The 14,017-nt window shown below is 49.4% G+C and carries 16 protein-coding genes; 10 read left to right on the top strand and 6 right to left on the bottom strand.

Translation table 11 applies throughout. The features are described 5' to 3' along the window. The first annotated feature begins 60 nt into the window (after positions 1-60). From ACOQOZ_RS08575 to ACOQOZ_RS08595, 5 genes are all read left to right on the top strand, one after another. A complete protein-coding gene (locus ACOQOZ_RS08575) occupies positions 61-486 on the top strand; it encodes a BLUF domain-containing protein (RefSeq protein ID WP_420591856.1) in 426 nt (141 codons plus the stop codon). 207 nt (positions 487-693) lie between these two features. Continuing rightward, positions 694-1,398: a DUF2589 domain-containing protein gene (locus ACOQOZ_RS08580; RefSeq protein WP_420591857.1), complete on the top strand. Its 705-nt coding sequence runs from the start codon at positions 694-696 to the stop codon at positions 1,396-1,398. Then, on the top strand, positions 1,398-1,916 hold the full coding sequence (locus ACOQOZ_RS08585; RefSeq protein WP_420591858.1) for a DUF2589 domain-containing protein: 519 nt from the start codon (positions 1,398-1,400) through the stop codon (positions 1,914-1,916). The genes ACOQOZ_RS08580 and ACOQOZ_RS08585 overlap by 1 nt, the downstream gene beginning before the upstream one ends. Next, a complete protein-coding gene (locus ACOQOZ_RS08590) occupies positions 1,900-2,358 on the top strand; it encodes a hypothetical protein (protein ID WP_420591859.1) in 459 nt (152 codons plus the stop codon). The genes ACOQOZ_RS08585 and ACOQOZ_RS08590 overlap by 17 nt, the downstream gene beginning before the upstream one ends. Before the next feature lie 91 nt (positions 2,359-2,449). Next, positions 2,450-4,573, top strand: a complete 2,124-nt coding sequence (locus tag ACOQOZ_RS08595; protein WP_420591860.1) for a methyl-accepting chemotaxis protein — start codon at positions 2,450-2,452, stop codon at positions 4,571-4,573. 135 nt (positions 4,574-4,708) lie between these two features. On the opposite strand, the gene ACOQOZ_RS08600 is transcribed toward ACOQOZ_RS08595, so the two are convergent. The 4 genes from ACOQOZ_RS08600 to ACOQOZ_RS08615 all read right to left on the bottom strand — a co-directional run bounded on the left by ACOQOZ_RS08600 (position 4,709) and on the right by ACOQOZ_RS08615 (position 8,058). After that, positions 4,709-5,782 (bottom strand): hypothetical protein, encoded by a 1,074-nt coding sequence (locus ACOQOZ_RS08600; protein WP_420591861.1) that lies wholly within the window; start codon positions 5,780-5,782, stop codon positions 4,709-4,711. A 44-nt stretch (positions 5,783-5,826) separates the two neighbouring features. Further along, positions 5,827-6,891, bottom strand: coding sequence for a hypothetical protein (locus ACOQOZ_RS08605; RefSeq protein ID WP_420591862.1), 1,065 nt, complete (start codon positions 6,889-6,891; stop codon positions 5,827-5,829). Between the two features lie 354 nt (positions 6,892-7,245). Beyond that, positions 7,246-7,737, bottom strand: coding sequence for a peroxiredoxin family protein (locus ACOQOZ_RS08610; protein WP_420591863.1), 492 nt, complete (start codon positions 7,735-7,737; stop codon positions 7,246-7,248). Positions 7,738-7,788: 51 nt separating this feature from the next. Beyond that, complete coding sequence (locus ACOQOZ_RS08615; RefSeq protein WP_420591864.1) at positions 7,789-8,058, bottom strand: hypothetical protein; 270 nt, start codon at positions 8,056-8,058, stop codon at positions 7,789-7,791. Positions 8,059-8,259: 201 nt separating this feature from the next. Here ACOQOZ_RS08615 and ACOQOZ_RS08620 point away from each other — a divergent pair, with 201 nt between their 5' ends. The 4 genes from ACOQOZ_RS08620 (at position 8,260) to gloA (ending at position 11,367) form a co-directional block, all read left to right on the top strand. After that, positions 8,260-9,417 carry a GGDEF domain-containing protein gene (locus ACOQOZ_RS08620; protein WP_420591865.1) on the top strand — a complete coding sequence of 386 codons (1,158 nt, stop codon included), beginning with the start codon at positions 8,260-8,262 and terminating at the stop codon, positions 9,415-9,417. A gap of 78 nt (positions 9,418-9,495) precedes the next feature. Next, the gene (locus ACOQOZ_RS08625) at positions 9,496-10,200 is read left to right on the top strand and encodes a DNA-3-methyladenine glycosylase I (RefSeq protein ID WP_420591866.1); all 705 of its coding nucleotides are present in this window, start codon (positions 9,496-9,498) and stop codon (positions 10,198-10,200) included. Positions 10,201-10,270: 70 nt separating this feature from the next. Next, positions 10,271-10,906, top strand: coding sequence for an endonuclease III (nth, locus tag ACOQOZ_RS08630; protein WP_420591867.1), 636 nt, complete (start codon positions 10,271-10,273; stop codon positions 10,904-10,906). Between the two features lie 56 nt (positions 10,907-10,962). Continuing rightward, positions 10,963-11,367: a lactoylglutathione lyase gene (gene gloA, locus ACOQOZ_RS08635; RefSeq protein WP_420591868.1), complete on the top strand. Its 405-nt coding sequence runs from the start codon at positions 10,963-10,965 to the stop codon at positions 11,365-11,367. Positions 11,368-11,374: 7 nt separating this feature from the next. Here the strand turns inward: gloA and ACOQOZ_RS08640 are convergent, their stop codons facing one another. After that, positions 11,375-11,680, bottom strand: coding sequence for a hypothetical protein (locus ACOQOZ_RS08640; protein ID WP_420591869.1), 306 nt, complete (start codon positions 11,678-11,680; stop codon positions 11,375-11,377). A gap of 125 nt (positions 11,681-11,805) precedes the next feature. Continuing rightward, complete coding sequence (locus tag ACOQOZ_RS08645) at positions 11,806-13,014, bottom strand: NAD(P)/FAD-dependent oxidoreductase (protein ID WP_420591870.1); 1,209 nt, start codon at positions 13,012-13,014, stop codon at positions 11,806-11,808. A gap of 125 nt (positions 13,015-13,139) precedes the next feature. Here ACOQOZ_RS08645 and ACOQOZ_RS08650 point away from each other — a divergent pair, with 125 nt between their 5' ends. Further along, positions 13,140-13,949 (top strand): lysophospholipid acyltransferase family protein, encoded by an 810-nt coding sequence (locus tag ACOQOZ_RS08650; RefSeq protein ID WP_420591871.1) that lies wholly within the window; start codon positions 13,140-13,142, stop codon positions 13,947-13,949. Positions 13,950-14,017 lie beyond the last annotated feature (68 nt).

A 14,017-nucleotide genomic window follows, 5' to 3' on the forward strand; every position in this document is an offset into this window, starting at 1 on the left:
GTGGCTGGGCTAAGGTCTTAGAAACCTTTTGTTGTTTACAACGCCCTGCGGAGGCCAGATATGCCGTTAGTTCGCCTGATTTACGCCAGCAAGAAAACCGACGAGTGGAAAGAGTCAGAAATCGAATCTCTGATCAAAACGTCGCAGGAGCGTAATCACCGCCATCTGGTCACGGGCTGCCTGTGTTTTAACCGCAAATACTTTATGCAATGCCTGGAAGGATCACGCGCCCAGGTGAATCTGATTTATAACAGCATTACCCGGGACAAGCGCCACAAGGAAGTAGAGTTGTTATGTTATCAGTACATCGACGAACGAGACTTTGGTGAATGGGATATGTATTACGTGCCGGACTCGCGCATCACTCAGGAACTTATCCAGCGTTTTTCCGGGGTTAATGATCTTGATCCCTATTTGATGACCAACGCCGGAGCACTGAGTTTCTTAAAAGAAGCGGTGAAACAAACCAGCGGCAGCAAATCCTGAGTTTTCCCGCCCCGCTCAAGCGGGGCAGCTCCCGCGTAAACAATTACATCTACTCTCCTCCCTTTCCATACTACTCATCCCTCACGACACTCCACTCCCTGCCCGCAAACAATTAACACTTGGCATAATTATTAGGCAGCGATATGCTGCGCTCAGCCTCTTTACTGAGACCAGACACGGACATTCTTTATTATAAGGACGTATGTTTTGGCCAATCCTGCCGACGATAATCCCAAACTTATTACTCTGAGCCAGGCCATTCTGGCGCCGGTGCAATCGTTATTACAGGCGCAAACGCACGCCGCACGCTCCTTCCTGAATCTGTTATTACAAACCGGTTTTGACCATAAAGGTGTGGAAAACTCCGGCGATCAGGCAAACGGTGAAAACGCTGACCCTGCTAAAGCAGCGAAGCAGGACAAAGACGAAAATGGTGTTTACCGACTGGCGTTTGAGCAGACCCGGGTAAATGCTCAGGGTGAGGAAGAAACCGTCACCGTCAGCATCCCAACCATCGCCGCCGTACCCATGCATCCACTGGCGATTGAAGAAGCTGAAATTGAGTTTTCGATGCGCCTGGGTGAACAGGAAGTTGGCGACAGCGATGTTAAAGACGCTTATGTGCGTGCTAAAAGTTTCAGTAATGCCGGGCAAAAAGCCAAACAAACTCAGCGCGATGGCACTCCGGATAAATACGACCAGAGCGAACGTCCCTGGTTTCTGGTCGATCAGCCGGTAGATCTGCAAGGTAAAATCAGCGCCCGACAAGGCAGTTCTGATCTGCCTGAAGTATCAGTAAAAATGAAAGTCAGCCAGGTGGAAACACCGGAGGCGTTGCGCCGCTTTATCTCAAACCTGAACGATCTCAGTACCGTTAGCACGGAAGTTAAACCCTCGAAGGAGCAGAAATAATGGCCACCACCAAAGCATTAAGTGATTTACCGTTAGATAAGCTGGTTGGCGAACCTATGATTGCCGCCGCCAAAGCGCAACTGCAAATGGCTCAAAGCAATCTGCAATCGTTACAGGCGATGAACGGCCAGACAGAAACCTTTAACTTTGAAAAAAGTGCCAACGGCCAAACCAGCACCACCACAGTTACCGTACCAACCATGGCTGTGGTGGAGCCGGCGAACCTGGCGATAGAGGAAGTGATTAATAACTTTACCTTTGAAGTTTCAACACTGCAGGAAGAAAACGACGAAACTGAGGGCTGCCTGAAAGGCTCGGTCAGTGGCAGCGGCCTATTATCCGGTTTATTGGGTATAGAAGCGTCCGGCAACCTGCAAAGTCACAGCGCAGAGCGCTCCAGCTACAACGAGCGCGGCAAGCTAAACATTCAGGTTAAAGCGACCCGCACCGGCCATTCCAAAGCGATGCAAACCATTATTGACGCCGCACTGGATGCCGTTGTTGTTGAAAAGTCCTGAACTGCAGTCTGATCTGACGCCTGCCACCTTACATCACCAAAGCCTGCAATCCGTGTGGTCGCAGGCCTATCTGGTGGTACTGAAGCTGGAGTGGGCGTTCTGCCAACAACTTCTTTACTGGCAGCAACAAACACATCCCAACCCGGCATTTAATTGTCATCTACCCATGCTTGGTGCCAGTGAGCTATCGATCGACCTGCCGGGCTATCAGATTACTCCATGGCTTGGCTTTATCCGTTATTTGCCAGGCGCTAAACGTTTCAGCTGGCGCTATAAAAAACCGTATTTTTCAATTTTTTACCGACGCTATTCACTTCACCTGAAGTTACTGCGCCAGCGTCATAACTGGCAGCTGTCGCTGTCTACAGAGGCCGGAACAACGGCGCTGACCGAAAAAATTCCCTTTTCAGTTTTATACCGTGAGCTTGATCTGGCGCATTGACGTAATCACCTATGTGCAGCATGGGTAATCACGCAATTTCTCAGGGAAGGTCTAATCTTAAGGCCAAACCGAGCAGTGATACGGATCGAAGATGAAAGCACTTCCCCTGAAAACCAAGCTTCTGGCAACCACCCTGGCCATCATTGTGTTATTGGCAGCCACCATGAGCTGGCAAACCAGTAACGGTATTTCTGAGCTGAGCGACCAGGTCTCCCGCAACGCAGAAAGCAACCTGTCACAAGCAGCGATTGAACGTATTCGGGCTTCTGCGGATGCTTACAGCGAGCGTATGGCCGGCTACATCAACTCAACCTATCGTATTCCCGGAACACTGGCGGGTGTGATTCAGGCATCGCCGTCATCAGAAAGCCCGATGACACGCCAGCAAGTCAGCCGCCTGGTGGGTGACGCGCTGGCGGCCAATCCGGATGTCAGCTCAATGTACGCTCAGTTTGATGCCAATGGTTACGATAATAACGACGATGCGTTCATTAATTCCGGTCTGCAACACTCCACAGAAGACAGCGGTTCGTTAGAAATATATTGGGTACGCAACCCGGATGGCAGCCTCAGCCAGGAGAAGGTAGGTAACTCAACGGAAAAATACGCCGACGCTAAAAATGAGTTTGGTATCCGTGAATCAGAATGGTACCTGTGCAGCAAAGACAGTGTCCGTCCGTGTGCGATGGAACCCTATATGTATGAAATTCGCCCGGGTTACAGTGAATTAATGACCAGCCTGACGGTACCGGTTGTTATCAACGGTACATTCCGTGGCATCGTCGGTACCGACGTTAATTTGCCCATCTTCCAGAAACTGGTCGAACAACTCAGTGCTTCACTCTACAACGGTCAGGCTAAAGTCACCCTGTTATCGTCGATGGGTTTTGTTGCCGCTTCCAGTCATTACACCGAAAAATTAACCCGCCCTTTCACTGAATCCATGCCGCAGCTCGGTCAGCAATTACAATCGCTGCATAAAGGTGATGGTATTTTGCAAACCGACAACCGCATTTTTGTGTCGGCACCCATTTCTATTAATGCATCCGGCACACAATGGTCATTGGTCATCGAACTACCCAAAGCTGTGGTTCTGGCCCAGCTGACTGAATTACACAATTTAATTTCAAGCGAAAAATCATCAGTACTAGGCAGCCAGATGATTACGGCTGTGGTGTTAACCATTGTCGCCTTTATTGCCATTGGCTTGCTGGTACAGAGTATTGTTAAACCGCTGAGCCAGCTGAATCAGCAAGTAAAACAACTGGCCAGTAATGACGGTGATCTGACCCAGACGCTGGAGCTGGATACCCACGCCGAACTGATCGAGTTAAGCCGTGGTTTTAATCAGTTTATGCTGAAGCTGCGCGATATGATCGAAGCGTTAAAACAGGTCAGTCACGAAGTCCGTGGAGCATCCGACCACAATCGCTCCATCAGCCAGACCACACGACAAAATACCGATAATCAGCAACACGAAGTGGATAACGTGGTGACCGCCACTCAGGAAATGTCGGCCACCGCAATGGAAGTATCCCGCATCGCCCAGGACGCATCCGGCCGTACTCAGGAAGTTCAGAGCACAGTGGTTGAATCCCAGCGTAACTTATCGACCGCGGTTGATAGCGTGCTGGAGCTGTCTACCAATATGAATACCGCCAGTGAGTCCATCTCTCAGGTTGCTGCCCGTTCCGACGACATTAACCGCATTATGGTGGTGATTCGTTCGATTGCCGAACAAACCAACCTGTTAGCATTAAACGCGGCAATTGAGGCCGCCCGCGCAGGTGAGCAAGGTCGCGGATTTGCGGTGGTTGCGGATGAAGTACGAACGCTGGCATCCAAAACCCAGGAGTCGACCGAAGAAATCGATGGTATGATCGTCAACCTGCAGGATGAGGTGAATAAAGCGGTTAACATCATTGAGAACGGCACTGAGCAAGCCACAGGCAGTATGGAAACCACACGTCAGGCGCACACCTCATTGCATCAGGTGGTGGAAGCCATCACTGAAATTACCGACCACATCAGCCAGGTGGCAACGGCGGCGGAAGAACAAAGTTCTGTCAGCGAAGAAATTTCCCGTCACCTGACCAATATCGGTGATGCAACACAAGCGCTGGCAGGTCTGGCTCAGGATGCTAACCAAAGCAGCCATCACGTTACCGATCAGCTTAATGTGCTGGATCAGCAGCTGAATGCGTTACGTACCTAACCACGACTGACTCATAAACCCAGTCATCAATTGGTGAATAAAAAATGCCCGCTCTGTTTACGTTCAATTTAAAAGAACAATAACAGGCGGGCATTTTTGTTTCTGTGAGTTTAACGAACGATTCAACGCATTAAATTACAGACTGACGGCGTTAAATACCTGCTCAGACATGCTCGAGTTCGCTGAGTTTTTGACTGTCTGGTACGTGCTTTTCCATAACCACCAGCCACTGCTGCGACTTTCTGTTGCTACAGAAAAATTCACACCTTGCTGCAGGTTATTAGCGGCGTAGCTCAATTCAACACCACGCTGATCACCAATAGTGCCGCCGTGGTGCGTATCGCTACCCATAAGTACCGGGTAGTGATTTACGTACAGGCCTTTTGGTGCACTGACGCTGGTCTCTTTACCGTCCAGCGCACGGAAATTCACGCAGCTATCGATGCTCTCAACACCGTTACCACCACAGGCTGAATGCAGAGACACAACACCGTCATCCGTGCCCGGTAAAAACGGCCCTGTAACACCCAGATATTCATTACCGCCACCGACAAACCGCAGGCGTGGTACATCAGACGCACCAATTGCCGTTTGACGAGCAACGGTTGGTCGTAAATCTTCCAGCACTCCCAGTTTTTCCGGTGTTACGGTGAAGCCCAGATACGCATTAACGGCAGCACGAATCGGCGCCGTCAGCCAGCTTTCACTTCCGGCCACATCGATTGCCAGCTGCGCTAATTCAGAGCCACCACCCGCTCCGGCAAAGTCCAGCACGGCCAGAATATTCAGTGGTTGCAGGCCCGCAGCTTCGGTCCAGATTTCCTGTTGATCGAGTAACAGACGTGTCACCAGATCACCGGTTGAGTGAGTCACAATGACACAGCCCTGATTACAAAAACCGGAGCGTGACCAGCCAATCACTTTATCGTAAGCCGCTTCAGCAATGCCCTGCTGCAGGCGTTGTTTGGAACTCCAGTCGAGCCTGTCATCGGCGTGTTGTGCCCAGAACGCCGACCAGTAATTGGCACCGTCCTGTTCAACCTGGCTGTCATTAATGCTGGCTTGCATTAATTGGCCCGGTTGTAACCCGTGCACCAGAATGACATTTTTTCCCGCCAACTGAGCCTGTACCGGTAAACTGCATAAAAAACACAGTGCTAACCAATAACGCCACAACGACGAACGTGTTTTACCTTGCTTATCGAGCATAAGGATTCCCCTTATTATTTTTATTAAGTTGGAACTGGGCGGTATTACTGACCCAGGTTTTTCAGAAATTCTGCCCGGGCGATTACCTGGGCACTCTGAAACGGTTGATCATCAAACAGTGCCGGATTGACCTGTTTAATAACGTAAGAAGGCTCACGACTGACTCCCCAGCCAACCACACCATCTCCGGGACGGGCTGGAATCCTGCGTAACTGAAAACTTTTAATAACCAGGTCCTGTTGCGATCCCAAGCCTGCCAATAACGAACCGTGTACTTTCAGTTCGATCATGCCGCTGGAGGAAGCGATTCGGGTTTTTCCCTGCAAATAAGCAATGGGCTGATCTTCCGCGGTAAATAAAGCGGCGGCCAGTTTGTAATAACCACTTTTCGCTTTTTCCACATCAACCGGGATAATTAATTCATTGTTATCCACATACGGCGTTTTAATTCCGCCCACTTCCGCAACCGGATCAAACACCTGAAACGGAGCGCTGTAATTCAGCTGCTGACCATCAACAAAAATCATACGGGCATTCACCGATGCCTCCTCAGGCCAACGATCAGACACTTCAGCTTCAGCCTGCCACTGGCTTGCCTGAGAATGTTCTGAGTTACGATTGGATAATTGTTGTAGCGTTTTTTTCTGGCGATCGATCACCGTAATTTGTAATTCGCTGATCTGGCTTAACAGAGCATCATCTGCGATCAGTGATACCTGGGCAGAAAGAGTTTCTCCAACACGATACCGATAATGGTCAAGGTCAATGCGTAATTCACCATTCAGACCTAAAGGCTGTAATGGCTGAGAAATTCCGGCTCCCTGGTTGGGATAAATCAGTTCCAGCTGATGTCCGGATAACGGCAGCGAATACGACGGCCACTGGTTCTGACGCTGATATTGCTGCGCAACCTGACGCAAGACCGGCTTCAGCGGTTCAGCAAGTGGTGATGTGTTTTCTGTTGGCTCTGCTGCCACGGTCGGGGCTAAGACCTCCGCCTTCACCGGCATCGCATTCGCCGTAACCACCAGCGGTGTTTCGGACCTTAGTTGCAACAGAGCAGTGATGACTAATACAGACACCGCAGAAATCAGAAAAAATCGAGGCATATTTCACTGTTATTTTTATTGAAGAAAAAACAGCATACGCCTGAGCTTTCGCCGGAAAAACTGCACTAATAAAACGAACGAACCATTAACAGAAGAGGCAAAAAAAGACTAAAGATAAGGGATGAGTCAGATACGACATTTTAAAGAATTAATTTCGTTAAAAATAATACTGCCCGGAAGATTTATGCGAATAACGCATCAATTGGCGCGTATGGTAGCTATCGATAAACAACACGCTTTCACAATAACACTACATTTTTTAACAAGACAAACCAGACGCAGAAGCACCAGAAATAAAGAGGATCAAAACGCCAGGGCTGATTCCCTGGCGGTAGGTAATATCAAACGTGGTGCTTATTTCTCATTAACCAGTAACTGCACCATTTTCTCCAGGCCAGGCTCGTCCGGATCGGAACTCATGGTAACCGCCCGCAGCAAACCGTTTCGATCAATAAAGAAAGTGGTTGGTGTACCACTCACCTGATACAAACCGGCAACCCGACCACCTTTTAACAAGGTCTTAAATTTATGGCCGCGTTTATCGAGCGTGCCTTGCGGATCTGCATCGGCATCTTCGCTGAAGCTGATGCCCAATAGCTCAACCCCGTCCTGCTGATACTTTTTATACAAGGCGTCCAACCCGGGTTGCAGCCGTTTACAGTATGGGCACCAGGTCGCCCAGAAATGCAGAATCACAACCTTGCCGCGATAATCGCTCAGTCTGACATCTTCACCGCTGGCATCTTTAAGGGTGAAATCCGGCGCCGGTTGCGCCTGAGGCTCCGCCTGTACGCTCAGCGCCAGCCAGGTTAACGAGAGAAAAATCCACTTTGTCAGGGACTTCATAAGGTCGATCTCCAATAGTTTGCGTTGCCAGTTCGACTAACAGCTCAGGGCTTAGTTCCCCGGCTGGCACTTCCCCGCCAGCATAGACAACTCATGCCATTGCGATTCGGTGGTCATAACCTGCCCAGAAGTTTTTTTGCCAACAGCAGGCACAAGATTCCTTTCCGGCCCAATAAAAAGAGACGTCAGTCCCGTTTTAATCAGGCACAAAAGCGACGCACTGAAATAGCGCAAAGCCAATAAACTCAAGGCCTGAGACCATAAAAAAGTATCAATAACTGCCGGAAAATCATGTGCTTGACGGGTTACATAACGATTCAATTTCTGACAGTTCCTCTCAGGAAAGGCTTTTGCGTAACACTTGTTAAGTATGAATAATGCAGTCAACAATCACCTACAAATGGCACCACTTTGTTCTCTACCGCTCGCCCCAGGGTAACTCCCTTCCTGCTACCTGTTCTGGTTCTTTGCGCAGCGCTGATTTGCCTGCCACTGATGCCACAGCTCAATAGTAGCTATTGGATGGCGTTACAGCAGCTGCCATACATTTTTGCCGGCGTTATCATCACCCTGGCGCAGCTGTTTAATCAGGGCCGACTGGCGAATCTGGCGTTATTGATTACCGCCAGCTTCGCATTGATTCAGACTCAGTTGCAGGTCAATCTCGAAGCCAATGCCAAGTATGAAATTTACTACTGGCTGAGCATGATTATCCCGCTGAATCTGGTGGTTATCCGCCTGTTACCGGAGAAGCGGCCGCTCTCCCTGCCCGGTTCAGCCTATCTGATCATTATGCTGTTACAGGCCCTGTTGCTGACCAATCTGGATGCATTGTTTGGCCCACTACCGCAGCTGCAGAATCTCTGGGCACTGGACATCAGCTGGCAACGCGATTTGCCCGCACAACTGCAGGAGTTTCTCGCCAACGGCCACCTTGGGCTGCTGCCGCTGACATCGCTGGCCTTTTCGTTACTTATACTGGTGCTGTGTATCCGGGTCCCTCGCCATAACGATCTGGTTTTTATAACTCTGGCACTGATGTTTGCCGGCATGTTTTATCAGTTCGCCACGCCTCATATCTCTGTTCTGATCTCATCGTTTGCCATGATGTTGCTGTTCGCCAATCTGATTATGAACAACCACCGTCTGGCATTTATCGATGAACTGACCGGGCTACCTGCCCGTCGCGCGCTACTGAACGATCTGGATCACCGCTGGGGATCATATTGCCTGGTGATGGCCGATATCGATCACTTCAAACAGTTCAACGATACCCACGGCCACGATGTGGGTGATGATGTGCTGCGTCTGGTGGCACAACAACTGGGTAAGGCTCAGGGCGGTGGTAAGGCGTATCGCTACGGTGGTGAGGAATTCACTCTGGTATTCCCGATAGCCGATGATCTGCGTTGCCAGTCTTATGTTGAAGAATTACGCGAACGCATTGCGGACTACCCACTGGTTATCCGCAACCGCAAAAACCGACCGGAAACCCCGGACAAAGGTCAACAGCAACGCAGCGCCCAGAACAGCAGCCAGGCACTGCACGTTACCATGAGCTTTGGCCTTGCCCAACGTCGTCGCGGCGAAAGCATTGATGCCTTATTCAAACGTGCTGATGTAGCTCTCTACGAAGCGAAAAAACTGGGACGTAATCAGGTTCACCTGGCGAAACGCTGAGTTTTTTCCTGCGATCATTAACATCTTTATCGCGGGTCGCTTATCATATCCGGCTTCAGCAACCAGCCGGTACCCGATGTGGAAAAGTTTCAGGGCATATACGACCGCGCCGCCCAGCGAAAAGGCGGCGAAGCCGTTATCGAATCATTATTATCAGCACCACTCAGCGCCCGTCAGCTACGCAATCTCAGTGGCGATGACTGGTTGGAAGAATTCACCCGTAAAGTCTTTCAGAGTGGCTTCTACTGGCAGGTGATCAACAATAAGTGGCCAGGCTTCCGAGAGGTATTCTGGGACTTTAATATCGACAAGCTGTTGCGTATGCCACCTGAGATGCTGGAAGAAAAATCCACCGATGAGCGCATCGTCCGCAACTTCAATAAAGTAAAAACCGTGCCGGTTAACGCCGCCATGATTTACTACCACCAGCAGGATCATGGCCAGCCATTCGTTGATTTTATTGCCGATTATCCAACCGAGCAGATTACCGGTTTGTGGGCCCATCTGAAAAAGCACGGCGCACGCTTAGGCGGTAATACCGGCGTTTATGCATTGCGTGCTCTGGGCAAAGATACCTTTATTTTATCCCGTGATGTGGAAGCCCACCTTCGTGGTCATAAAATTATCGACGGCGGCCTGCAAACTAAAAAATCCCTCAATGCCGCTCAGCATTACTTTAATGAATTACAACAACAAAGTGGCCGTTCATTACAGGAGCTCAGCTACCTGATTGCCCTGAGTGTAGGTGATAACTATGTTGGCTTGAGCGCAGACGATAACTAGGTTGATCTGAGCGCAGATGATAACTGAGCTGGGCCAGAGCCCGCCGAATAAACCGTGATAACCGATTAGCATGAATAAACAAAAACGTACCGAGATATTCAGCCGCCTGAGGGATGATAACCCTAATCCGGAAACTGAGCTGGAATACAGTTCGCCGTTTGAACTGTTGCTGGCCGTTGCTTTATCTGCCCAAGCAACGGATGTCAGCGTTAATAAAGCCACCCGAAAATTATTCCCGGTGGCCAACACGCCTCAGGCTATTCTCGACCTGGGTGAAGACGGACTGAAGGAATACATCAAAACCATCGGCCTGTTTAACAGCAAAGCCAAAAACGCCATTAAAATGTGTCAGATGCTGGTTGAATTGCACGCCGGTGAGGTGCCACAAGAGCGGAAACTGCTGGAGGCTCTGCCAGGGGTTGGCCGGAAAACCGCGAACGTGGTGTTAAACACCGCATTTAAACAACCGGTTATGGCCGTTGATACCCATATTTTCCGGGTATCTAACCGCACAAAAATTGCCCCGGGTAAAAACGTCGATGAAGTTGAAGATAAACTGATGCGTTTTGTCCCTAAGGAATTTCTGATGGACGCCCACCACTGGCTTATTCTTCATGGTCGTTATACCTGTGTAGCACGAAAACCCAAATGTGGTTCCTGTCTGATTGAAGATCTGTGTGAATTTAAAGAAAAAACCGAAGACTGAGCTTAAGCCAGCTACATTGTCATAAAGACATTAGAAATTTTAAAAAGAGAAAGCTGATGAGAATTTTACACACCATGCTACGGGTCGGAGACCTGGATAAATCCATCTCCTTTTACACTGAAGTGATGGGCATGCAATTAATTCGTCGTCGCGACAACAAAGAATACCAGTACACACTGGCTTTCCTTGGTTACGGTAATGAAAGTGAAGGCGCGGTAATTGAGCTGACCTATAACTGGGGCACTCATGAATACGATTTAGGTAACGCTTATGGCCACATCGCCATCGAAGTCGATAACGCTGCAGCAACCTGCGATGCCATTCGCAATAACGGTGGCAAGGTCACTCGCGAAGCCGGACCGGTAAAAGGCGGTAAAACCGTTATTGCTTTTGTTGAAGATCCGGATGGCTACAAGATCGAACTGATTGAAAAGAAAAACTCGCTGGATACTGAGCTGTAAAAAGCGATTACTGATGACGCCCTTGCCACATGGCCTGAATCTTTTTCCACCAGGGTTCAAGCCGCTTTTCCCGGCTGAGAAAGTGCTCAGCCTGGAAAAATGCATTCAGCAGGTGACCGTGGCTGGGCGCTTCGCCATACAACAAACGCCAGCGCCGTTCGGCTTCCTTTTGCAGCCGGTAAAACGTCTGATCGTAGGCGGTATTGCCGCTGTAAAAATCCTGCTCACTCAATTGTGCAAAAGAGTCGCGCGGTAATTTGCGCAACTCTTCAACAAACCATTGAATCAGGGCTTCGGGCGGTTGGTTAATCACAGCATCACCTCGACAGTTTTCGCTGATTCCAGCTTACTGCCGCCGAAGAGATATTGTCCATTGCAAATAACCATTCTGTTGAATGGTCGGTTGCTGTTATAAGCCAGCTTAACCCAATGGCTGACTTAAACGCACTCAGCTGCCGCCACGGCGCTGGCCCAAGCCCATTGGAAGTTAAAGCCACCCAAATGACCGGTAACGTCGAGTACCTCGCCAATAAAGAACAGCCCTGGCTGCTGTTTCACTTCCATTGATTTTGACGAAATAAGATCAGTATTAACGCCACCTAAAGCAACCTCTGCGGTACGGTAACCTTCCGTCCCCGACGGCTTCACCTGCCATTGATGAATATTGGCAGCAATATGATCCATATCGGCACCACTAAGCTGCGCTAACGTCGCTGAGGTAAGCTCCGGGTGTTTTTGTTGCAGCCACAATTCTGCAAATTTCTGGGTAAAAAATTCCGCCAGCCAGTTTTTTAAACTGACTTTAGGTCGCTGGTGCTGCTGCTCACGTAATAGTTCACTCAGGTTTTGTGATGGCAACAAATCGATTTCAACATCGTCACCTTCGTTCCAATAAGAGGAGATTTGCAGAATCGCAGGACCACTCAGGCCACGGTGAGTGAACAATAAGTCTTCATTAAAACCTTTGTTGTTACAGCTAACGGCAACATTCAAAGAAGTTCCCGACAACGCTTCGCACAATCCCTTGTGATGATCGGTAATAACAAAGGGGACCAGTCCGGCCCGGGTAGGAAACACATCAAGATTAAACTGACGTGCAATGTCATAACCAAAGCCGGTGGCCCCCAGCGTTGGAATGGATGGTCCACCCGTTGCAATCACTAACGACTGACACTGCAATCGCCCAGACGAAGTTTGCAGCTGGTAGCGCAGTCCTTCGTCATTACCATCCGGAATCGCTTCAATCTGATCAATTGATGTTTTCAGCTGGATACGCGCGCCACCCTGCTCACATTCGTCCAGCAACATATTCAGGATATCGCTGGCTTTGTTATCGCAGAATAACTGGCCATCTTTCTTTTCGTGATATGGGATACCGTACTTGTCCACCAGCGCAATAAAGTCCCACTGGGTATAACGACTCAGAGCTGACTTACAGAAATGTGGGTTATGAGACAGGTAACGATCCGGTTCGACATAATAATTGGTGAAGTTACAGCGGCCACCGCCCGACATCAGGATTTTCTTACCGGCCTTGTTAGCATGATCAAGCACCAGAACCTGGCGTCCACGCTGAGCCGCCTGCGCCGCACACATAAGTCCGGCAGCGCCGGCACCAATAATTATTACTTCGTATTTCTGCAGCATTTGGCCGTTACACTTCACTTTTATGACAAACAATCTGCTTGGCAGCACCAGCTCTGTGGCACTCGCGGCAGGGCTGGTATTATGCCACAGAAGAGTTCAGACACGTGTTTACAGAGAGACCATTGATGGAATTGTTCGACCGCCAGGGCCTGATGCAAGCGACTAAACTGTCACCACGAAAGCTGGATATGCTGATGTACCTGCTGAAAGGGCCAACCCTGGATAGCATCTACAATCAGCTAACGCAAAAACAGGGCATCGACATGATTGAAGAAGCCCTGAACTTTCTGCAGATTCATCTCGACTACGACATCGAAGCACTGGAGCGTGAAATTCCGGCGGAAGGCCCGTTTATCACGGTGTCTAATCATCCGTTTGGTTTTCTCGACGGCATTATTCTGCTGCTGATCGTTGGCCGTAAACGTAAAGACTTTCGTGTCGTCGCCAATTTTCTGCTGAGTTATTTCGCCCCAATCTCTGATCTGTTTATCACAGTCAACCCATTCGAAAACTCTGGTCCCAAAAGAATGGGGGGCGCAAAAAAGTCTATGACACAACTGGAGCAAGGTTTAGGGCTGGGTATTTTTCCCGCCGGCGAAGTTTCGACCTGGTACAAAGGTCAGAGTGGTATTCAGGATTGTGACTGGTCATTGTCCAGCATGCGTTTAATCCGCAAAGCGCAGGTACCGGTTATCCCAATGTATTTCCACGGCCACAACAGCCGCAGCTTTCATATGTTAGGAAAAATACACCCTGCTCTGCGAACTTTGCGCATTCCCGCCGAATTTCTGAAAAAACAAAACTCCACCATCCATATCGGTATTGGCCAGCGTATTGAGCTGACGGAATTAAATAACCTGGATGGCCCGGAGGAGATGCGCGATTTATTGCGCCATAAAGTCTACCAACAGCGAGATGCGGTTTATAACGGATGATCATCTGCCTTCATTAATATCAGATTAACCACTAAAATAATGGATTATCCAGCAGACAGCGATTAATC

Origin of the sequence: Bacterioplanoides sp. (assembly GCF_965219715.1) — a bacterium.
Classification (GTDB): Bacteria; Pseudomonadota; Gammaproteobacteria; order Pseudomonadales; family Oceanobacteraceae; genus Bacterioplanoides.

What these genes read in the sequence shown, in the direction of transcription:
- ACOQOZ_RS08620 (WP_420591865.1), top strand. Translation starts at nt 8,260, where the DNA reads ATGGCGTTACAGCAGCTGCCATACATTTTTGCCGGCGTTATCATCACC.
- ACOQOZ_RS08600 (WP_420591861.1), bottom strand. Translation starts at nt 5,782, where the DNA reads ATGCTCGATAAGCAAGGTAAAACACGTTCGTCGTTGTGGCGTTATTGG.
- gloA (WP_420591868.1), top strand. Translation starts at nt 10,963, where the DNA reads ATGAGAATTTTACACACCATGCTACGGGTCGGAGACCTGGATAAATCC.
- ACOQOZ_RS08585 (WP_420591858.1), top strand. Translation starts at nt 1,398, where the DNA reads ATGGCCACCACCAAAGCATTAAGTGATTTACCGTTAGATAAGCTGGTT.
- ACOQOZ_RS08595 (WP_420591860.1), top strand. Translation starts at nt 2,450, where the DNA reads ATGAAAGCACTTCCCCTGAAAACCAAGCTTCTGGCAACCACCCTGGCC.
- nth (WP_420591867.1), top strand. Translation starts at nt 10,271, where the DNA reads ATGAATAAACAAAAACGTACCGAGATATTCAGCCGCCTGAGGGATGAT.
- ACOQOZ_RS08610 (WP_420591863.1), bottom strand. Translation starts at nt 7,737, where the DNA reads ATGAAGTCCCTGACAAAGTGGATTTTTCTCTCGTTAACCTGGCTGGCG.
- ACOQOZ_RS08575 (WP_420591856.1), top strand. Translation starts at nt 61, where the DNA reads ATGCCGTTAGTTCGCCTGATTTACGCCAGCAAGAAAACCGACGAGTGG.
- ACOQOZ_RS08650 (WP_420591871.1), top strand. Translation starts at nt 13,140, where the DNA reads ATGGAATTGTTCGACCGCCAGGGCCTGATGCAAGCGACTAAACTGTCA.
- ACOQOZ_RS08645 (WP_420591870.1), bottom strand. Translation starts at nt 13,014, where the DNA reads ATGCTGCAGAAATACGAAGTAATAATTATTGGTGCCGGCGCTGCCGGA.
- ACOQOZ_RS08605 (WP_420591862.1), bottom strand. Translation starts at nt 6,891, where the DNA reads ATGCCTCGATTTTTTCTGATTTCTGCGGTGTCTGTATTAGTCATCACT.